The sequence below is a fragment of the Mycolicibacterium sp. XJ870 genome (genome assembly GCF_053483975.1).
The window spans coordinates 282,342-302,928 of record NZ_JBEFTI010000005.1; the positions used below are offsets into that span (position 1 = coordinate 282,342).

Below are 20,587 nucleotides of genomic sequence, written 5' to 3' on the forward strand. Positions count from 1 at the left end.
TGCGGCGGCAGTATGGCCGGCCTCGTGGCAGCGAAGGTGCTGTCCGAGTTCTACCGTCGCGTCACCGTTGTCGAGCGTGACGAATTGCCAGAGGGAACGTTCCACCGACGGGGAGTGTCACAGGGGCGCCATCTGCACACGATGCTGAGCGGCGGCGTCCCTTACCTCGTCCGTCTGTTTCCGGGTCTGCTAGACGAACTTGCAAGCGCGGGCGCCATATTGCTTGAGCGCCCCGATGACCCAACGCTTTTCCATTTGTCTGTCGGCGAGCGGGTTTTCAGCCAGTCCGGCAGATTCACCCGATCCGGCGACATGACCATGGTCCTGGCAAGTAGGCCACTGTTGGAGGGGGCCGTTCGCCGACGAGTGCGGCAGATCGCCAACGTGACGATCCTCGACGGCCATGACGCAGTCGAACCAATAGTGGCCGCCTCGGGCCGCGTAGACGCCGTAAGGGTGGTGAACCGAAGGACCCGTCAAGAAACGTCGCTCAGTGCCGATCTGGTCGTCGATGCCACCGGCCACGCGGCCCGCACGCCGGCGTTTCTTGAGGCACACGGTTATCAACGGCCCATCGAACGCCGGTACCGCATTGATCTGAGCTACTCAAGTCAGTTCTTCCAACTACCGCCGGGACAACTTGCCAAGAAAGCGGTCATCGACGTTCCAACGCTCGAAAGTCCATCAGGGGCAGGACTTTTGGCGTATGAAGCCGATACTGCGATTGCGACTTTGATTGGATACGCCGGTCGCGGCCCGCCTGCAGACCTACCAGGATTTCTCGCCTCGGCGGCCGCCTGTCTGCCGACCGAAGTCACTGCAGTGCTACACGCAAGCGAACCGATTGGTGGTGTATCGGTGCAGCACTACCCCGTCAGCGTTTGGCGACGATATGACCAACTCAAACGGTTTCCGCCGGGGTATCTCGTGCTGGGCGATGCAGTGTGCAGCTTCAATCCAGTCTTCGGCCAAGGGATGACCTCGGCAGCTGTGCAAGCGTCAGTACTACACAGGTGCCTGTCGGACGGCGCCGACGAGTTGAGCCGCCGATTCTTCCACGCCTCCGCGAAAAAGCTGGCTCCAATGTGGTTGGCGAACCGGATCACCGATTACACGATCATGCCGACCAACAATGGAGCGCAGTTGACGCTCAAAAAGTTGGCGAACTTCAGCATGGACAAAGTGTGGGCGGCTGCCACCGCCGACACGACGCTGGCCGAAACCATACTTCGGCAGATGCAACACCTCGACCCACCCACAAAACTTTGGAAGGTCGCCACACTCAGACAAGTCATTGTCGGCAACCGCCGGCTGACGGCCCGAGCCGTTGAGGCGGGCTGAGGGCCAGGCGAGACCTCTCCCTGCTAATCCGGCGAATCCTCCGGGGAGCGATCCGATTTTGCTGGAGAGCCCAAATCTCGGTGTTGTAGCCATTTTTGTGTTCACATGGCTACGCACCGCGCGAATTACGGTCGCTGGCAACATATCTGATGCGGAACGTCAAGCCGCGGTCACCACCGCGCGTCTGCTTTGCATCGATTCGGTAACCGGGTTAATTATCGCTTGAGTCACTCCGAATACGCGGTACCTTCTGCTGGTCGCCGGCGTAAGGAACTTCGGGAATTCCATGTCACCCAACAGAAATCAGTTCGCCATCACTGTGCTCGCCGGTACTTGGCTAATCTGGCCCATGGTCGTTTACGGCCCGGTGGCGGCCGCCGATCCCGCGCTCAGCCCGGGTGTGCCCTGCCTGGATATGGTTCAGCAGTTTGTCGCCGCACCGACGGAGTCCTTCGACGCGGCCTCCTCCGCGGTAGCAGGCGTGCTGCCTGAGGCGCCACCGGTTCCTGAGGCGCCGCCGGTGCCCGCCCCTGCCCCTGTCGCGGCGCCCCCGCCGCTACCGGTTGCTGACCTTGTTCACGGCGTGTCACCCGCGGCGGCCGCCGCTCCCGAAGCCGTGGCACCGATTGCGCAAGCTGCGGCGGCACCTCCCGGAGCCGCCCCGGCGGCTGCTGCGGCCGCGGCGGCAGCAGCCCCGCCGGTTGTGCCGCTGCCGCCGATCGGAGGGGGAGGCGGGCCGGTGCCCGTCATCCCGCCGCTTGCGGGACCGCCGGCTCCGTTCGTCGCACCCGTCGCACCTGCTGTGCCTGCTGCGGCGCCACCGGTGGCCGCGCCGATCGTCGAGGCGGCCGCTCCGGTGCCAGCCGCCCCGGCTGCCGCACCCGCACCTGCCCCGCCTGCGGATGCTGCACCGCCGCCCCCGCCCGTGGAAGCCGTTGCCCCACCGGTCGATTCGCCCCCGCCGCCCCCGCCGCCCCCGGCGGCGCCGCCGCCACCGCCACCCGCTGAGGTCGCGCCACCGCCGCCCCCGGCGGCACCGCCGCCGCCACCACCGCCACCCGCGGAGGCCAGTTCCGCCGCGGCTGCCGCTGCGGCTCCGGCGGCCGAATCGGCCGCAGTGCTTGCGCAATCGGCGGCGGCAGCGCCTGTGGCCGTGGCAGCCGTGCCACCAGTAGCCGTGCCACCCGTCCCGGTAGCGCTACCGCCTGCGGCAGCGCCGGTACCGATGTTCAACATTCCGGCCGTGCCCGGCCTTCCGGTCCCGTTGCCTACCCAGGTGTCGATGCCACAGGACCTGGTGTGTGAAGGCACCGCCTGGTCGGCACCTGCCTCAGGCACACCGGCGCAGGCGCATGCTGTACCGGTACCCCGGCGCGAACAGTGGTGATCGACCCCGAATAATGCTGCGGTGCCCTTGCCGCAACTGTCCGACCTCCTGGCGACCCTCAACATCACGCCCTCCGGCGGCGACTCGTTCGTCGCCACCCAGCTGGACAACGCCGACCACCACATCGTCGGCGGCCATATCGCCGCACAGGCATTGATGGCGGCCAGCCGAACGGCCCCCGGACGCGTGCCGCACAGCGTGCACGCCTATCTGCTGCGGGCCGGGGACGCGCGGTACCCGGTGGATATGGAGGTCGTGAACCTCCGCGACGGCGGCACGCTGTCCACCCGTCAGGTCACGGCCCGGCAGGCAGGCGAGGTACTGCTGGAGGCTCTCGTCTCGCTCAGCGCCCCGGTGGACGCACTCGACTATCACCAGCCGATACCTGTCGTGCCCGGTCCCGATGAATTGCCACCGGTGGAGGATCAGCTGCGTGCCTACGCCGATGAGCTCCGCGGATTCTGGGTGCGCCCGCAAGCCATCGCACGTCGATACGTCGACGCCCCGCCTCGGCTGGCGCTGGATCTGCCCGAGCCGCCGGAACGCACCCGAATGTGGTGGCGCCCAGCTGAATCCGTCACCGATGATCCGATCCTCAACTGCTGCCTCCTCACCTACGTCACGGGCACCACGATGCTGGAAACCACGATGACGATGCGGCGTGCCACGCAGGTGAACACCTTCAACGCGCTGATCGACCATGCCATCTGGTTTCATCGCCCGGCTGACCTGTCCGACTGGGTGCTCTCTGACCAGGTGTCGCCCAGCGGGATTCATGGTCGTGGGCTGGCCAGCGCCACCATGTACAACCGCTCGGGGCACCTCGTGTGCACGGCGACCCAGGAGATCTACTTCGGCCGCGACCGCCCGAGCTGAGACGCCCGAGCTGAGACCTCACCGCGTTGACTTGACCACCTGCGCGAAGCTGAACTGCCAGCGCTCCACGATGTGGAAGCCGTACCGTTCCGGGACGCGGTATGCGGGTGCGCGCTCGAGCCGGGGCCCCGGGTCCAGCGCCGCACCGCTCTGTCGATCAGGGACCGACGTGTCACGTTCGGATACCGTCCACAGCACTGTGCACTGGCGGACCCGATCCGCCACCCCCCAGATGCCCAGATGGGCGTCCCACAACCGATTTCGTTTCGGCGCAGTGGTTCCTCGGCCGGGGTCGACGAGCGTGGCGTATGCGTCCGGCCTGGCCGCGGTGAGCGGTCGGATCGGCCCCGGCTTCCAACTGGTGGTGTTGTCGAGGATCAGGCAGTCGCCGGGGGACGAGTGCGCGGTGATGACATCGGCGACCTGGCTGAAGTCCATGCCTTCCTTGGCATATGGCCCGCGTTGTACCGCCAGATAGTTGGGCGTTGCGGCGAGCGCGAACACCGCGAGGGTGGCGGTGATCCATTCTCGGGTCCGGGCCACCGCCACCACACACACCGCCAACAGCAGTGCAACCGCCGGGGCGGTGAAGCATAGGTAGCGCGGGTAGTAGAGCGGCTGTGCAGCAGCGGAGTAGATCAAGAGTACGGCGGTGGGCGCAATGATCCACACGGTGGCGATGGCCGCCAAATGCCGATTGCCGGTGCCTGTCGGGCGCAGGCGGGGCACGAGTAGCGGTGTGATGAGAACTGCGCCGGCCAACAGGGCGAAAGCCACACTGTGATCGAAGTACTGCTCCTGGGCTACCTCGGCGAAGGTGTGCGAACCCAAGGCTGAGATCCATCCCACCTGGAAGCTCTGCGAACGGCACCACAGGATGAACGGCAGCACCGCCAGGACGGCCGCCGCAGTCGCCACCAGCCAGGGGCCCACGGTGCGACGCCGGCCCGACAGGAGCACCACCGCCGCGGCATGTGGCAGCACCATGAGCACGACGTAGATGTTCAGAACCGTTGAAAATGCAAGCAGTGCACCGTATGACAGCCACAGCGCGGTCCCGTTGGCCCGAATGGCGGCGACCAGCAGTACGGTCAGCCACACTGCCGCCAGCGTTGACCACGCGTATGAGCGGGTCTCGATGGCCGCCCAGGTAATTCTGGGCAGGATGGCGAAAAGTATTCCCGCGCAGACCGATAGCGTGCGGCTGGAGAACTGGCGGCCCAGGACCACCACACCGGCCGCCGCGCCGCCGACCGCCAGGCAACTGGAGAACCGTGACCAGAACTCGGTGGCCGGGAAGATCGTGAACCAGCCGTGCATGCCCAGGTAGTACAGGCCGTGGACGGCATCGATGTTGCCGATCAGGCCCCACAGCTCGGGTACCGACCGGGTGGCCGCCGAGATCGTCGCCGCCTCGTCGAACCACAACGACGGTCTGGCCGCGCCTGCGGCGCTGAGCACGATGGCGAATATCGCGACGGGCACGGCGTCGAAGCGCCCGGCGCGTTGCCGTCGGCGCGTGCCGAGACCGTCGGCGTACTCGGAGCCCAGCGACAGATCCACCTGAATGACCGTTTCCCCTCGAAAGACGGCAAAACCGTAGCCTGATCCACCTCGGATCCGCGCGACGGGGTCCCGGGCTGAACATGTTCTCGGACAGGGCCTTTGCCTCCGTGCAGACTCACCCGTTGCCATCGGCCGCGAAAAGCAGCGCTCCGGTGGACTTTTGGCGCGGTGGCCGATCGCGATGAGCTCGATCACTCCGGCGCGGACACCGCGACGGCGGCTACCAGGCTTTCGGCAACGTCGCGTCCGTCACGGTCGGCACCGATTCGGCGCCGCTGTGGTTACCATCAGTGCCGGTAGACGACGCTGAGCGGGAATCCGAGCTGTTTTGTCGGCTGTGCGTACGGGTGTCGTGATTCACGCCCCTGTGCGGCGAGCACGGGTTACTGTCTCGGGTGGCGTTGTAACTGGTGGCGTTGCAACTGACAGTGGGAGGGTATGGATGAGCGCCTATCGAACCGTGGTGGTCGGCACGGACGGATCGGATTCGTCGTTGCGTGCAGTTGACCGCGCCGGTCGGATTGCCGCCGGGTCGAACGCGAAGCTGATCGTGGCGACGGCGTACTTCCCTCAGAGCGAAGACCAGCGTGCGGCCGACGTCCTCAAGGATGAGGGCTACAAGATGGCGGGCAATGCACCCATCTACGCGATTCTGCGCGAGGCGACGGACCGTGCCAAGGCTGCCGGCGCCGAGGACATCGAGGAGCGGCCGGTCGTCGGCGCTCCCGTCGACGCGCTGGTCGAATTGGCCGAAGAGGTCAAGGCGGACCTGTTGGTCGTCGGCAACGTCGGCCTGAGCACCATCGCGGGCCGCCTGCTCGGATCGGTGCCGGCGAACGTCGCCCGTCGGTCCAAGACCGACGTGCTCATCGTGCACACCTCATGAGCTGACCCGCGCAGGCGAAAAGCCGGCCTCGTCGGTCGCGCGGTGCGACAATCGCCCTGACGGAGAGGTCGACATGGTGGCTGCACGCGTCGCGACAGGAATCACGCCACGACAGAACGGCGTGCCGCCGCCCCACGTTGCGCTCGGCGATATCGATCTCGGAAACCTCGAATTCTGGGAATGGGACGACGACCTTCGCGACGGCGCATTCGCGACGCTGCGTCGGGAAGCGCCCATCAGGTTCTTCGAGGTTCCCGAATTCGCCGGCTTCCCGCCTGGAGCCGGGCATTGGGCGTTGACCACGTTCGAGCACGTGCACCACGCGAGCCGGCACCCCGAAGTCTTCAGTTCGATCCCGACCAGCACGGCGCTGAACGACGTGACGCCCGAGATCGCCGAATACGTCGGCTCCATGATCAGCCTCGATGATCCACGCCACCTGCGGCTGCGTTCGATCGTCAACCGCGCCTTCACTCCCAAAGTCGTGGCGCGCATAGAGGAGAGCGTCCGGGACCGGGCCCGACGTCTGGTCGACGACATGATCGCGAACCATCCCGACGGGCACGCCGAGTTCGTCACGGAGGTCGCCGCACAACTGCCTCTGCAGATCATCTGCGACATGATGGGCATCCCGGAGGAGGACGAAGCCAAGATCTTCCATTGGACATCGGTGATCCTGGGCGCGGGCGACGAGGAAGCCTCCGGCGATTTCGACGAGATTGTGCGGGCAGTCACCGAACTCGGCGAGTATGGTGTCGCGCTGGCCGAGGACCATCGGTCGCACCGGGTCGACGACCTGACCGCGAACCTGGTGCAGGCCGAGGTCGACGGCGAACGCCTCACATCATCCGAGATCGGCTCGTTCTTCATCCTGTTGTCAGCGGCGGGGAACGAAACGACGCGAAACGCGATCAGCCACGGGATGGTTGCGCTCAGCCGCTACCCGGAGCAGCGGCACACATGGTGGTCCGACTTCGACGGGGTGGCAGCAACCGCCGTCGAGGAAATTGTGCGGTGGGGATCGCCGGTCATCTTCATGCGGCGCAACCTCACCGAGGACGTCGAGTTGGGTGGGGTGAAGATGAAAGCCGGTGACAAGGTCTCCATGTGGTACAACTCGGCGAACCGTGACGAGCAGAAGTTCGCCGATCCCTGGCTGTTCGACGTCACGCGTAGCCCTAACCCGCACATCGGTTACGGTGCGGGCGGCGCGCACTTCTGCCTGGGCGCAAATCTGGCCCGCCGCGAGATCCGGGTGCTGTACGAGGAACTGCACCGGAGGGTCCCCGACATCGCGGCGGTGGAGGAGCCGGCGATCCTGCGGTCGGCGTTCATCCACGGAATCAAGCGGTTGCCGGTCGCCTGGACGCCGCCAGCCTGACGACGGCAACCGCGAGTATCGCGACAGCCACCGCCGGCACCCAGGGGCCGAGCCGTTGATAGACGGTGCTGTGCGATCCGAGTGGAACATCCACGACGACCACGCCGCGGTCGGTCGCCGGGTACCAGGCAAGTTCCCGCCCGCGCGCGTCGAACGCCGCACTGACACCGGACAATGTCGCCTGCACCGCCGGGCGGCCCACCTCAACGGCGTGGACGGCGCCTTGGCTTGCCAGCTGAGGCTGCGCCCAACTTCCCTGGTACGTCGACGTCGAACTCTGGTAGGCCAGCATCTCGGCGCCGAGTTGCACCTCGCGTCGAGGCAGATCGGAGAAGGTCGACTCGAAACTGATCAACGGCCCCACTGCCAGGGAATCCGCGTGCAGCACAACCAGATCGCTGCCTCGACGGCGGTCCTCGGCCGCGGCTTTCGTGTACCGGGTGGCCCAGCCGAGCAGTTGGCGCAGCGGCACATACTCGCCGAACGGCACCAGCCGGGTTTTCGAGTACGCGCCGCGCTGTCCGTCCGGCCCGATCAGCACCGACGTCTTGTAGATCCCGCCCGACGCAGCGCGTGCGTCGACGTTGACGAGCAGATCCGCTCCGACGCGGCGGGACAAGCCGGCCAGACGGGCAGCGGCCTCAGGTTCGGTACCGAGATCGACTGCGACGCTGCTCTCGCCCCAGACGACCAGGTCGAGCCGCTGGCCCTCGAGAGTCGCGGTGAGCGCCTCGCCCGCCACCTGACGGGCCGCGGCGTCGTGAATGTTGCCCGGCTGCACCAAGGCAACCCGCGCTGTCTCACCGCTCGGGGGCGCAGGCGCGAACCAGAACCATGCCGGACCGACGACCACACATGCCACGGCCGCAGCCGCCGCGATGAGCGCAGCGGGGGAGCGGCGGTGCAGCAACACGCCGGCGATCGCGGTGTTCGCCGCCACGATCAGAAAACTGGTCAGCCATACCCCGCCGACGGATGCCGAGGCCAGGGTGGCCGGCTGGTTCCACTGCGACGCCCCTAGCAAGGCCCATGGACCGCCGAGGCTCGGCCAGGATCGCACGGCTTCGGCCACCACCCACGCGCTGGGTGAAACGACCACCGCGGCCAGCGTGCTGCGGGTGGTGGCAGGCGCCGACATCAGCCGATGCGCGGCCCAGCCCCATGGCAGCCACAGCGCGCCGAGAAGCGCGGCCATCATCAGCAGCAGCGGGCCGGCGCTGGGCAGCAGCCAGTGCTGAGTGGCGAGCACGTACCCGGCCATACCGGACCAGGCGCGCAGGGCGCCCTGGCCCGATGTGGGCGCGGATCGCACCACCAGCAGCAGCGGCACCACACCGAACCACGCCAGCCACCACCAGGACGGGGCAGGAAAAGCGAGCGCCGACAGCGCACCACACACGAGCGCCGCCGCATACCAGCGGAGCGCTGTCATGGTCTACCAGCCGCGTTCCCGCCACTCCGGCAGGCTGGGCCGCTCCGCCCCCAGCGTGGTGTCATCGCCGTGGCCCGGATAAACGACGGTGCTGTCGTCGTACACGTCGAACACTTTCGTGCTCACATCTGCAAGGAGCCGTTCGAAGTCGCCCGGCTGCCAGGTCTTGCCGACCCCGCCGGGGAACAGGCAGTCACCGGTGAACAGGTGGGTCACCCCGTCGGGCGAGTTCAAAGCCAGCGCGACCGAGCCGGGGGTGTGACCGCGCAGATGGATGACATCGAACGACAGATCGCCGATCCGGATGGTGTCGCCGTCGGCCAGGATCCGGTCCGGTGTGACCGGCAGTGGTTCGGCGTCGAGTTGATGGGCCGCGGTCGGCACGCCTGTGGCCTTGGCCACTGCGGCCAGCGCCTGCCAGTGGTCGAAGTGCTGGTGGCTGGTGACGATCAGGGACAGCTTGGGGGCCTGCTGGGTGATCAGGTCCAGCAGCACCTCGGCGTCGTTGGCGGCGTCGATCAGCAGCGTTTCGCCAGTTGCCGCGCAGGTCACGAGGTAGCAGTTGTTGTCCATCGGACCGACCGACACTTTGACGATCGTTGCGCCGGCAAGGGTCCGTCGTGCTGCGGTACCCGGCTCGACGTGGCCGGTGTAGGTGTCGTCGACCGTGATGTGGGAGCTGGTCATATCGCCACCGTATCGGGCTTGTCGGTGGCCGCACATAGCATGGGCATCAAGTCTGTTCGTGGAAAGGAACCGGGTGTCTGAGCGCCTGATCATCAAGGGTGCGCGGGAACACAACCTGCGCAGCGTCGACCTCGACCTGCCGCGCGATGCCCTCATCGTATTCACCGGGTTGTCCGGTTCCGGGAAGTCCTCGCTGGCCTTCGACACCATCTTCGCCGAGGGTCAGCGCCGCTACGTCGAGTCGTTGTCGGCATACGCCCGGCAGTTCCTCGGCCAGATGGACAAGCCTGACGTCGACTTCATCGAGGGCCTGTCGCCTGCGGTGTCGATCGACCAGAAGTCCACGAACCGCAACCCACGCTCCACGGTCGGCACCATCACCGAGGTTTACGACTACCTGCGCCTGCTGTATGCCCGCGCGGGCACTCCGCACTGCCCGGTATGTGGTGCGCAAATCGCCCGGCAGACTCCGCAGCAGATCGTCGACCAGGTTCTCGCGATGGACGAGGGCCTGCGGTTCCAGGTACTGGCCCCGGTGGTGCGGACCCGCAAGGGCGAGTTCGTCGATCTGTTCGACAAGCTCAACACCCAGGGTTACAGCCGCGTCCGGGTGGACGGCGTGGTGCATCCGCTGACCGATCCACCCAAGCTCAAGAAGCAGGAGAAGCACGACATCGAGGTGGTGGTCGACCGGTTGACGGTCAAGGCCACCGCCAAGCAGCGGCTCACCGACTCGGTGGAGACCGCGCTGAACCTGGCCGACGGCATCGTGGTGCTGGAGTTCGTCGACCGCGACGACGACCATCCCCATCGCGAGCAGCGCTTCTCGGAGAAGCTGGCCTGCCCGAACGGCCATCCACTGGCGGTCGACGATCTCGAACCGCGCTCGTTCTCGTTCAACTCGCCTTACGGGGCCTGCCCGGAATGCACCGGCCTGGGCATCCGCAAGGAGGTCGATCCGGATCTGGTGATTCCCGACCCGGACCTGACCCTCGCCGAAGGCGCCATCGCCCCGTGGGCGGTGGGGCAGAGCGCCGAGTACTTCACGCGCATGCTGTCCGGGCTCGGCGATGCACTCGGGTTCGACGTCGACACCCCGTGGACGAAGCTTCCGGCCAAGGCGCGCAAGGCGATTCTCGAAGGCTGCGACGAGCAGGTGCACGTCCGGTACCGCAACCGGTACGGCCGTACCAGGTCCTACTACGCCGATTTCGAAGGCGTGATGGCGTTCCTGCAGCGGCGCATGGACCAGACCGACTCGGAGCAGATGAAGGAACGCTACGAGGGCTTCATGCGTGACATTCCCTGCCCGGAATGCAACGGCACCCGGCTCAAGCCGGAGATTCTTGCGGTGACGCTGGCGGCGGGGGATTTCGGTGCGAAGTCCATCGCCCAGGTAGCCGAGCTGTCCATCGCCGACTGCGCGGACTTCCTCAACGCGCTGACACTGGGCCACCGTGAGCAAGCGATCGCCGGGCAGGTGCTCAAAGAAATCCAGTCACGGCTGGGGTTTCTGCTCGACGTCGGCCTCGACTACCTGTCGTTGTCGCGGGCGGCTGCCACGCTCTCCGGCGGTGAGGCGCAACGTATCCGGCTGGCAACGCAGATCGGCTCGGGGCTGGTCGGGGTGCTCTATGTGCTCGACGAGCCATCGATCGGCCTGCATCAGCGCGACAACCGTAGGCTCATCGACACCCTGGTGCGGCTACGCGAACTCGGCAACACCCTGATCGTGGTCGAGCATGACCTCGACACGATCGCCCACGCCGACTGGGTTGTCGACATCGGCCCCGCGGCCGGTGAGCACGGCGGCCAGATCGTGCACAGCGGCACATACGCCGACCTGTTGACCAATCCCGAATCGCTCACCGGCGCTTACCTTTCCGGCAAGGAGAGTATCGAGGTACCGGCGATCCGGCGGCCTACGGACCGGCGTCGTCAAGTTACCGTGATCGGGGCCCGCGAGAACAACCTGCGTGAGATCGATGTGGCGTTCCCACTCGGCGTTCTGACGTCGGTCACCGGCGTATCCGGTTCGGGTAAGTCGACGCTGGTCAACGACATCCTTGCGTCGGTCATGGCCAACAAGCTCAACAAGGCCAGGCAGGTGCCCGGCCGGCACACCCGGGTCAACGGGCTGGACCAACTCGACAAGCTGGTGCGGGTCGACCAGTCGCCGATCGGTCGGACCCCGCGGTCCAACGCGGCCACCTATACCGGGGTGTTCGACAAGATCCGCACACTGTTCGCCGCGACCACCGAGGCCAAGGTGCGCGGCTATCAGCCGGGCCGGTTCTCGTTCAACGTCAAAGGCGGCCGCTGCGAAGCATGTTCGGGTGACGGCACCATCAAGATCGAGATGAACTTCCTTCCCGATGTGTATGTGCCCTGCGAGGTGTGCCACGGAGCGCGCTACAACCGCGAGACCTTGGAGGTGCACTACAAGGGCAAGACCATCGCCGAGGTGCTCGACATGTCGATCGAGGACGCCACCGAGTTCTTCGAGCCGATCAGTTCGATCCACCGGTATCTGAAGACGTTGGTGGATGTCGGCTTGGGTTACGTACGGCTGGGGCAACCGGCGCCGACGCTGTCCGGCGGTGAGGCGCAACGCGTCAAGCTCGCCGCCGAACTGCAGAAGCGGTCGACCGGGCGCACGGTGTACATCCTCGACGAGCCCACCACCGGTCTACATTTCGAGGACATTCGCAAGTTGCTCAAGGTGATCAACGGCCTTGTCGACAAAGGCAATACGGTGATCGTCATCGAGCACAACCTGGACGTGATCAAGACGTCCGACTGGATCGTCGATATGGGGCCCGAAGGCGGGGCCGGCGGTGGCACCGTGGTCGCGCAGGGCACCCCCGAAGATGTCGCGGTCAACCCCGACAGCTACACCGGCCACTTCCTCGCAGAACTGCTGGACCTGCCGGCGCCGCGTCGTAAACGGCGCAAGGTCAGCGCTTAGACACTGGCGAGGGGAACCGGGGGTTGACCCGCACCCCGGCCAGCCACTCGGTGAGGTCGTCCGCCTGCTGTTGCAGCGCCCGGGTCGCGACGCGGCCCACCTCTTCGAGCAGGTGCAGGACCACACGCCCGTCGTCGCCCTGATTCCAGCCGCCGACGACCCGGCCTTTCCACCACGCGGTTGGCCCGGCGTTGCCATTGGTGTCGAATACCTGGCCGCGGTGGCCGCCGAGGTACCACTCCCGGTCGAACCAGCCCATCGTGGTGACGTCAAGTCCTGGAAGCAGCGCGCCCCACGGCTCGGCCTCCGGCTCGATGTCGAGATCATCGGGCAGCGCATAACCGGGGGTTCCGTCCAGATCGACTTCGACGGCGTCGATATCTCGCAGCGCATGCCGGGCCCACGTCAGCGTATTGCCGAACCACCACTTGATATCGGTGACAGTTGCCGGACCGAAGGTTCGCAACCAGGTGCTGACCAGTTCGGCCCTGGCGACCTCCGGCGCCGCGGCCGGACCGGTTGCGCCCAGCCAGTCCTCGGCCACCGCCCAGCGCGGCCGCGATGTCGTCCATCCGCCGCTGTTCGGCCCGCGAACGATGTCACCGCGGACTCCGAGTATCGTCAAAACTCTTGGTGACAGCGGTGTTTCACCGCCCCACCGTTTGCCGGGCGCCGGGTCGTAGCTTCCGGCCAGCTCGGGCAACGCCACCCGCAGGTCTGCGGCAGGGGTCGGTCCGTTGGCGCGAAGGTATGTGAGCACTGCCGCACATGCTGTATCCACCCAGTCCGACGGTAGGCCCGCCTTCTGCGCATCGCCGGCGAGTTTGCGGTGTTCGTTGTCTGCCACCCGGTCGCTGGCGCCGGATTGGACCAACGGAAGGTCGGTGGCGCGAACGACCCAAAGCGTGCGGCGCATCGCGAGGTGTTTGACCACTGTCCGGCGCTGATACAACTCGGCGTCCAGGTCGGCGACGGTGAAGCCGGGCAGCCGTGCCCACAGTGACAGGTACGGGGTCGACGGGTCGGTCGCGTGTAAGCCGACGAGGCTCGCCACGGCATCGGCCACACCCGTGGCAGGCCGGTCAGGAGACAGGAAATGGCGCCGCGCCAGCCGCGCTCGCCGCTCGGCGGCGGTGAAAGTGCGCACCGCTCAGGACTTCTCGTTCTCGTCGTCGTGCATGGATTCCCGGATCTGCTTGAGACGTTCGGCCGCGGCGCGTTGCCGGGCGTCGTACTGCTCGTCGACAGAGCGACCCTCGGGAGTTTCGGCTGCCAGCTCCGACGCCCCGATCGCGGTGCCGTAGCGGGTCTCGATCTTCTCCCGCACGGCATCAAAGGTGGGCACGCCACCGGCGGTGTAGCCGGTTTCCGCGGGCTGGGGGGCGGGAGCAGGCGCGGTGGGAACTGGTGCCGCCGCGGTGCCGGACTCCTCAGGCTGCTCGGTCTCCTCGGTCTCCTCGGACTCCTCAGGCTGCTCGCGCTGCTCAGGCTGATCCGTCATACGCCCACCCTACCTGCGGCAACCGACATTTCTTGGGATCGGTAGCGCCCTGCCCGGCTTTGACTTGGGACACGCCGGAGCCATCAGGGCGACGCGGGAACGAATGGGGAAGAACATGAATCGAGTCATCGCAGGCGCAATGGGACTGCTCGCGACCGGCGCGGTGCTGGTGGGCTGCTCGGACGACAAGCCCGCAGCCTCGGCCGACAAGCCCGCGGCGGCCGCCGCGGAATCGCAGGTGAGCACCGGCGGCAAAACCGAGGTCAAGGTGGACGGCAAGGATCTCGCCGGGCTCGACGTGAACTCGGTGACCTGCGTCAAGCAGGGCGGCAAGATCAACGTGGCCAGCGCTGCGATCGGCGGCCAGCAGGGGCTCGGCGTGGTGATGACCGACGAGGCCACCCCGAAGGTCGAGTCGCTGGGCCTGGTGTATGACGGCAGCGCGCTGGCGGTGAGCGAAGGCATGGGGATGAAAGTGGGGTCCGCGGACGTCAAGGTCGACGGGGATACCTACACCATCAGCGGCGAGGCCTCCGGCGCCGACATGAAGAACCCGATGGCCGGGATGGTCAACAAGCCGTTCACCATCACGGTGAGCTGCAGCTGACCATTCCTGAAAGACGAAGACGGCGGCGGGTGCGCTTCACGCGCCCGCCGCCTTCCTATGATGCTTGCGTGACGATCGTCGGCGAGCTGGACCGCGCCCGTCTCCTTACGTTGGCCGCCGACGAAGATGCCGCTCGTGAACTGCTGGTGGCGCTGTGGCCGCAGATCGAGCAGGCCGACCGCGACGACTACGCGCTCGAGGTGTTCGCCCAACTCGGCGAGATCTACCTCGTCCGCACCGCGTACGACGGTGTGGTGGAAAGCATTCAGCGCATCCGCGACTGCCTGGCGGTCTACACGGCGATCCGGGCGGGGGAAACGCCCGACGCCGCACTGCACGTCACCATGTCCGACGCCGAGGTCGATCACATGCTCTGCCGGTACGCGCGCCGCGTGGAGTTCCTCGCCGCCGGATTGGCCGCGGCGCATGGGGATCACGACGGCGCCGTAGGCCATCTGGACGCACTGATCGATTCACCCGGGTCGATCGACGACCTTGACGCCGAACATCAGCGCCTGATCTGCCACGCCCGCATTCTGGTGGCCACAGGCCTGTGCGACGACGATCTGTATGCCCCGTCCATTCCCATCTGGGCACAGGTTCTCGACTCCCTGGAGGCCCACGCCGGTCCCGGCCAGGGGAGCGCCGAGACCGACTACCTGTTCACCGCGGGAGCGCTCGGCTATGGACGGTTCTGTGTCGAGTCGGGGCGCTTGGACGAGGCGGAGCCGTGGCTGCGCCGGGCGGGCGCCCGCGCCGAATCCCGCGGGTGGAAACTGTCGGCGTCCCGAGCGAAACTTGAGCGGGCGGCGGCCAGTTGGTCCGCGGGTGAGTACGCCGAGTGCCAGGACCTGGTCACCGAGGCGTACCCGGTGATCGCCGAGCATGCCCGTGCCCACGACGTGTCACGCAGCTGGCTGTACTTGGGGCTGATCCGGCTCGGGATCGGTGCACTGCAAGAGGCCGACCAGTGTTGGGAGCATGCCGAGCGGCACTGGCGGGAACTGGACAAGCCGTTGCATATTCACCGGATTCTCTTGCAGCGCAGCTGGATCGCGGTGTTCCGCGGCGCCTTCGACGAGGCCAAACAGTCGGTCGCCGAGGCGCGGGAGTTGCTGGACTCCTCACCCCGGCACAGTTGGCTGCAGTACGCGCGGCTCGACGCCCATCTGGGAAACATCTGGCGGGCCGAGGCGCTGGCCGAGATGGGATTCGACGGCCTGGGCCGGCCCGATCAGAGCTGGCAGGAGGTCGAGGCCACCCATGCCGCCGGACTGGGCGTGTTCGACTGTGCCCCCGGAAGTCCCGCGTACCTGCGGGGCATGGCCATGTTGGAACAGGCCGCCGACCTCAAAGTGCCCGCTGCGCTGGCGGTCGACTCGGTCCGCTACACCATCGAGGACGCTGGAGCCCGGATGCGTTGGGCCGCCTGTGTTTCGGCACCGATGCTTGCCGGTGCCTTTGCCGTGGCGTGGGAGTGGGACAACACCGAGCTGGTCTGCGAACTCGTCGAATATCACAGTGCACGTGGCACTTTCGCTGCCGAACCGGCAGCGCAGCAGGGCGACGACTGGGCCGGCACGGCGACTGCGGCGGTCCCGGTGGAGGCTGAGTTGGAACCGCAACTGGCGGTGGCGGCCTCCGCCCCGCCGGTCGGTGCGGGAGGGCTGACCCGGCTGGGCCCGCTGCCGCCGCTGCGGATGGACCCGCAGACCGGGCCCGTCATGAGCCGGTACCGGGAACTGGCTTGGCAGCGCTACGGACGTGAGGTCACGTCGTCCGAGCCGGAATGGACGACGTGGCCGTGACCGAGACATTGGTGCTGCGCTTCGCCGACGTCGGCATCGTGACCTACGCCAGCCTGCGGGTGGTGGGGGAGCTGACCCGCTCGGTCACCTGGGTGCTCGAGGAACCGCAGTTGCAGGCCGTCTACGATGCGCTGGACCTCGCGCTGCCCGACCCCCGGGATGGCGAAACACCCGCCGATGCCATCGAAAGGTCTTTGACCGCTGGGCCTTTCGCGGCCCCGAAGAGTGAGCTGAAGCTTGCCCGCACACTCAGCGCCAACTTGATCGCGATGGACGGCTGGAACCTGCTGTCCGATTGCGTGGCCTCGCCCCGGGCGGCGTTGTTCATCACGCCCAGTCCGCGGCTCGCCCGGGTGCCCTGGGGGCAGTTGGCCATGCCAGGACCCCACAAGTTCCGGTTGATGGAGCTGGTCGACGTGCTGATGGCGTTGCCGCCCAACATCGTCCATGCGCCTCGGCGGCCGGCGCGCTGGCAGGACCGCCGGGAGGCTCCGCCCGTGCTGTTGCTGGATCCGCGGATACCGGGGCAGCGACCGGATTCGGCGTTGGGATCCGTCCTCGGACGGCCCTCGCCCGAGGCTCCGCTGTCCCGCCATTTCGCCGGACTGGTGGCTGAAAAACAGGTGATGCCCGCGGTTGGCGCGCCGGTTGAGTTGTTCCGCCGCACCGACACCGACCGGCGGTGGCTGGCCGAAGCATGTGCACAGGAACCGGCCCGGCTGCTCTACGTCGGGCATGCCAGCGCGGCCGAAGGCGATGTCGGCCATGCCGACCGGGCCGCACTGCACCTGGCTGAGGAGCGTCCGCTCACGGCGGCTGATGTGATGGCGGCCGGGCTGCCGATCCCGCCGCGAGTGGCGCTGCTGGCGTGCGCGTCCGGCGGGGACTACCGGTTCGACGAGGCCACCGGCCTGGTGGCCGCGATGATCCTCGGTGGCGCAGAACTGGTGACGGCGACCCTGTGGTCATTGCCGACCACCGCCGGTTACCGGCAGTTCACCTCGCGGGCTGCGACTGCCGATCCGATGGCCGACACCATCGCGGGAGTTGACCTCGCGCACCGAGAGGAGGACGCCGGGCTCGCGGTGAACCGCTTTCAGCGCGCGCAGATGAGGCGTTGGCGGGACGGCGACCGCACGGCCAGCCCGTTGTACTGGGCCGCACTTGCCACCTTCGCAGTCGACGGGGCCCGCTGAGCGCTCAATCGGGACAGACGCAGACCGCGATGGCGGTTTCGTCACCGGGCCGGTAGTACGCGTCGATGACGCTGCCAGGCACGACCTTCGCCAGCGACGACGCCGGTATCAAGGCAGTCTCGCGGGCCGGGAACTGTCCACCGCCGGGCCTGCTGACCATCAGGTCGAGTTCGACCTCACGAAAGTCCTCCCGCGTGGTGCCGGTGGCGCGCATCCCGGTGACGATGCCCCGGGATCGGGTTCCGTCACGGATCAGGGCAAGTTGTGCGCTGGTCATCAGACCCTTGCGGATCAGCATGTGGTCGAATTCGGCGATCAGTTCCTCGATCGTGACCAGGCGCTCGGTTGCTTCATCGTGGGGGCAGGCGCAGCGGGTCCGCCGCGCCGCGGTGAATACGGCACCGACTGCGCCGCCGAACAGGAAGCAGAGCAGGGTGAGCGTGATGACGTCGGTCATGGCGATAAGGGTCAGGCCGCACGTCAGCTACCGAACCCAAGTTCGGCGGCTCTATCCTGGTCCCGGTGAGCACCGGGTCCGATACAGCGACGACACGCGCCGCTGTGCGATCCGGTCAACCGCGTCGCGCGGTGATCGACCGGGCCTGGCGCACGATCGGCGACGGCGTCGAGGTGCTCAGCGGCGACGACGGCGGACCGCTGCGCCGCACCGTCAAACGGATCATCGATCCGCTGGTGCTGCGACTGCGCAGCAACCCCCAATATTCCGCAGCGGTGGTATCTGCCGAGGTGGCCGCAGCGATGCACGCCACGATCGTCGGGCACGCACCTCAATTGCGCGCCGCGGCAACCTGGTTCGTCGTTCTCAAACAGGAGCGACGCAGGCAGCGCATCACCACGGGCAACGCCCAGGAACTGTACTTCCCGGTGTGTTTCGAGCTTGCGGTCACCACCGGTGTCCCCACCGCCGACGCGGTACGGACTGCGGCCGCGGTGCTCCGGGATATCCATCACGGCCGCGACCGCACCACGATCGAAGTGCTCAACCGGCATGTGAACGATCCACAGGTGACCGCAAGGCTGCAGCGGCAACTGGAGAGCAGCTGGACCGATGTGCACGCGACCGACGCCATCACCGGCCCGTTCTTCGCCGGCTTGGCCACCGTGCTCGGCCCGGCGGAGAGCCACCGCCACGCGATGGCACGCCAACGCGTGTGGTCCGCGCTGGTGGCCGACGCCACGCCTTACAACCTCGGCGCGGCAGCGCGCCGGTCCGTCGCGGAACTACCGTGGTCCATCGTCGACATCGGGTTGTGTTCGATTGCGCCCCAACAGCCCCCACCCATCGATGCGGCGGTCGGTGGGAATCGGCCGCTGGACCGCAGTGTGGTGGACCGGGTGCGCGCCACGTTGCGCCGCGCTCTCGACCGCGACGAGCTTCCCGACATCCCGATGCTGTGCTCCGAAGAAGTCGACCGAGCCTGCGCCCCTTGGGGTTTGCTGGCAGAGGACATCCAGGCCGGCCTGATCAGCGGGATCGAGGTCGCGACGGACCTGCAGCCGCTGGCGGTAGCCGGACCCACGCGGTATCAACTTTCGTCGCGCATCCAGGCCCGATTGTCCAAGGAAGCCTACGTATTGCATGCCAGACGTTATCTGGCCGACGGCGGACCCGTTCATCCCAGCCAGCGGCAGGTGATCGACGATCTGGCCGCCTTCGCCCGGCCCTATCTGAGCAGGCTGTGGGCCCGGTTGCACGGGCGTGACGTCTGGCAGGAACCGTGTCACGACGTCGATGACATGCGCTCTGTCCTGGAAGGGGTGGCGCGCTCGGTGAGCCTCGATCACCGGCAGCGGATCAAGGCGATGCTGGAAGTGCAGGCCATCGGATGAAACTCGTTGTCGAATCCGGTCTGTGGAGCACCGGTTCCGTGTCGGCTCCAGCACCCCTGGTGGCGGTCCTGGAGGTCAGCGGCGCAGTGCTGTCCTGGACGGTGGACGCCGATCCGGCCGACCCGCCGGTGATCACGTTCACCGACCCAGTCCGCGCCGACTGGCTCTGGCGCGTTGTCGGCGAGGCAGGACACGTAGCCCTCGTCGACGCACTGCAGTACCGCGACCTGGAGCAACCACTTGAGCTGAGCACTGTCACGGTGCTGCCGGGTGCCGCGGATGGGTTGCGGCGACTGGCCCTGGGGCATTGGTTGCGGCGATGGTGGCCGGCCAGTGACCGCGACGGCATCGCGCAGCTGGACCGGGCGGTGCTCGACGCCGAGCTAGCGCGGCTGACTGTGGCGGCCGAGGACTACTTCACCGACGACACCCTGGATGCCGACGCGACCGGTCTGCTGGCACCCCATGTATCCGCGTTGAACGCCCTTGCCGCAGAAGGTGTTCCACGCATCGTCAGGCTCGTGCAGGCATGCCGCGACCTGGCCTCGGAGATCGGTGTGAACTGGACCGAAGACGCGACTGCACCGGCCCGCCGGCGCGACTACGCCTTGGCCGCCGGAGCGGGTGAGCGGTCGCAAGCCCGCGGTCGCATCGCCGCCGGAGTCGCCACGATCAACTGGGCAGCGGTCCCGCCCCGGATCTTCGACGCCGCCGAGAACACCGTCGACTGGTCGGTCGCCGCGACCCCTGATGGGGTGAACTGCCTTGTGCAGGCGGCATTGTCGGGCACCGACTCGGCGGCCGATATTTCAGTTCGGTTGCGCTGCGGAGACTTCCGTGGCGTCGGTGAACTCGATGCGGATGGCCGTGCGGTGCTGTCGGTGACGAGCGCGGACGGCGAACCGTTGACCGAGACCCAGGCGTGGAACCTGGATTGGTCGACGGCCGACGTGCAGATCGGCGCCGGGGTCGCTGAGTCGGCGCAGACCCGCGACCGGGTGCGGGCATTGGCCAGGGCCCGCCTCGCCGCCCCAGCAGGCGATGCATTCCTCGCCGAGATCCTGGCCGCCGAATCGGATTACTGAGCTACATTGCGGCGG

Annotated in this window: 17 protein-coding genes; 11 read left to right on the forward strand and 6 right to left on the reverse strand. The window is 67.3% G+C overall.

Features of this window, described 5'->3' with window-relative positions; translation table 11 throughout:
- Window positions 1–12 precede the first annotated feature (12 nt).
- From ABQF30_RS20435 to ABQF30_RS20445, 3 genes are all read left to right on the forward strand, one after another.
- Window positions 13–1,341 carry an NAD(P)/FAD-dependent oxidoreductase gene (locus ABQF30_RS20435; protein ID WP_448467099.1) on the forward strand — a complete coding sequence of 443 codons (1,329 nt, stop codon included), beginning with the start codon at window positions 13–15 and terminating at the stop codon, window positions 1,339–1,341.
- A gap of 349 nt (window positions 1,342–1,690) precedes the next feature.
- Entirely contained in the window at window positions 1,691–2,728 is a 1,038-nt protein-coding gene (locus ABQF30_RS20440) for a hypothetical protein (RefSeq protein WP_448467101.1), read from the forward strand.
- Window positions 2,729–2,749: 21 nt separating this feature from the next.
- Window positions 2,750–3,604: an acyl-CoA thioesterase gene (locus ABQF30_RS20445; RefSeq protein ID WP_448467103.1), complete on the forward strand. Its 855-nt coding sequence runs from the start codon at window positions 2,750–2,752 to the stop codon at window positions 3,602–3,604.
- 18 nt (window positions 3,605–3,622) lie between these two features.
- Here the strand turns inward: ABQF30_RS20445 and ABQF30_RS20450 are convergent, their stop codons facing one another.
- The gene (locus tag ABQF30_RS20450; protein WP_448467105.1) at window positions 3,623–5,167 is read right to left on the reverse strand and encodes a glycosyltransferase family 39 protein; all 1,545 of its coding nucleotides are present in this window, start codon (window positions 5,165–5,167) and stop codon (window positions 3,623–3,625) included.
- A 445-nt stretch (window positions 5,168–5,612) separates the two neighbouring features.
- Here ABQF30_RS20450 and ABQF30_RS20455 point away from each other — a divergent pair, with 445 nt between their 5' ends.
- Window positions 5,613–6,056 (forward strand): universal stress protein, encoded by a 444-nt coding sequence (locus tag ABQF30_RS20455; RefSeq protein WP_448467107.1) that lies wholly within the window; start codon window positions 5,613–5,615, stop codon window positions 6,054–6,056.
- Window positions 6,057–6,129: 73 nt separating this feature from the next.
- Window positions 6,130–7,437 carry a cytochrome P450 gene (locus ABQF30_RS20460; RefSeq protein WP_448467109.1) on the forward strand — a complete coding sequence of 436 codons (1,308 nt, stop codon included), beginning with the start codon at window positions 6,130–6,132 and terminating at the stop codon, window positions 7,435–7,437.
- Here ABQF30_RS20460 and lnt read toward each other — a convergent pair.
- Together lnt and ABQF30_RS20470 are read right to left on the reverse strand one after the other, a co-directional pair.
- A complete protein-coding gene (gene lnt / locus ABQF30_RS20465) occupies window positions 7,400–8,869 on the reverse strand; it encodes an apolipoprotein N-acyltransferase (RefSeq protein ID WP_448467111.1) in 1,470 nt (489 codons plus the stop codon). The two genes, ABQF30_RS20460 and lnt, sit on opposite strands and share 38 nt — an antisense overlap.
- Window positions 8,870–8,872: 3 nt before the next feature.
- Window positions 8,873–9,556 carry an MBL fold metallo-hydrolase gene (locus tag ABQF30_RS20470; protein WP_448467113.1) on the reverse strand — a complete coding sequence of 228 codons (684 nt, stop codon included), beginning with the start codon at window positions 9,554–9,556 and terminating at the stop codon, window positions 8,873–8,875.
- Window positions 9,557–9,629: 73 nt separating this feature from the next.
- On the opposite strand from ABQF30_RS20470, the gene uvrA reads away from it, so the two are divergent.
- Window positions 9,630–12,524, forward strand: a complete 2,895-nt coding sequence (gene uvrA / locus ABQF30_RS20475) for an excinuclease ABC subunit UvrA (RefSeq protein WP_448467115.1) — start codon at window positions 9,630–9,632, stop codon at window positions 12,522–12,524.
- On the opposite strand, the gene ABQF30_RS20480 is transcribed toward uvrA, so the two are convergent.
- Together ABQF30_RS20480 and ABQF30_RS20485 are read right to left on the reverse strand one after the other, a co-directional pair.
- The gene (locus ABQF30_RS20480; RefSeq protein ID WP_448467117.1) at window positions 12,514–13,671 is read right to left on the reverse strand and encodes a winged helix DNA-binding domain-containing protein; all 1,158 of its coding nucleotides are present in this window, start codon (window positions 13,669–13,671) and stop codon (window positions 12,514–12,516) included. The two genes, uvrA and ABQF30_RS20480, sit on opposite strands and share 11 nt — an antisense overlap.
- A 3-nt stretch (window positions 13,672–13,674) precedes the next feature.
- Entirely contained in the window at window positions 13,675–14,025 is a 351-nt protein-coding gene (locus ABQF30_RS20485; RefSeq protein WP_448467119.1) for a hypothetical protein, read from the reverse strand.
- A gap of 115 nt (window positions 14,026–14,140) precedes the next feature.
- Here ABQF30_RS20485 and ABQF30_RS20490 point away from each other — a divergent pair, with 115 nt between their 5' ends.
- The 3 genes from ABQF30_RS20490 to ABQF30_RS20500 all read left to right on the forward strand — a co-directional run bounded on the left by ABQF30_RS20490 (window position 14,141) and on the right by ABQF30_RS20500 (window position 17,636).
- Window positions 14,141–14,632: a lipoprotein LpqH gene (locus ABQF30_RS20490; protein WP_448467121.1), complete on the forward strand. Its 492-nt coding sequence runs from the start codon at window positions 14,141–14,143 to the stop codon at window positions 14,630–14,632.
- A gap of 68 nt (window positions 14,633–14,700) precedes the next feature.
- Window positions 14,701–16,440 carry a hypothetical protein gene (locus ABQF30_RS20495; RefSeq protein WP_448467123.1) on the forward strand — a complete coding sequence of 580 codons (1,740 nt, stop codon included), beginning with the start codon at window positions 14,701–14,703 and terminating at the stop codon, window positions 16,438–16,440.
- On the forward strand, window positions 16,422–17,636 hold the full coding sequence (locus tag ABQF30_RS20500; protein ID WP_448467125.1) for a CHAT domain-containing protein: 1,215 nt from the start codon (window positions 16,422–16,424) through the stop codon (window positions 17,634–17,636). The genes ABQF30_RS20495 and ABQF30_RS20500 overlap by 19 nt, the downstream gene beginning before the upstream one ends.
- 4 nt (window positions 17,637–17,640) lie before the next feature.
- On the opposite strand, the gene ABQF30_RS20505 is transcribed toward ABQF30_RS20500, so the two are convergent.
- Window positions 17,641–18,093 carry a hypothetical protein gene (locus ABQF30_RS20505; protein WP_448467127.1) on the reverse strand — a complete coding sequence of 151 codons (453 nt, stop codon included), beginning with the start codon at window positions 18,091–18,093 and terminating at the stop codon, window positions 17,641–17,643.
- Between the two features lie 65 nt (window positions 18,094–18,158).
- Here ABQF30_RS20505 and ABQF30_RS20510 point away from each other — a divergent pair, with 65 nt between their 5' ends.
- Window positions 18,159–19,487, forward strand: coding sequence for a hypothetical protein (locus tag ABQF30_RS20510; protein ID WP_448467129.1), 1,329 nt, complete (start codon window positions 18,159–18,161; stop codon window positions 19,485–19,487).
- Window positions 19,484–20,572, forward strand: coding sequence for a hypothetical protein (locus ABQF30_RS20515; protein ID WP_448467131.1), 1,089 nt, complete (start codon window positions 19,484–19,486; stop codon window positions 20,570–20,572). The genes ABQF30_RS20510 and ABQF30_RS20515 overlap by 4 nt, the downstream gene beginning before the upstream one ends.
- Window positions 20,573–20,587 lie beyond the last annotated feature (15 nt).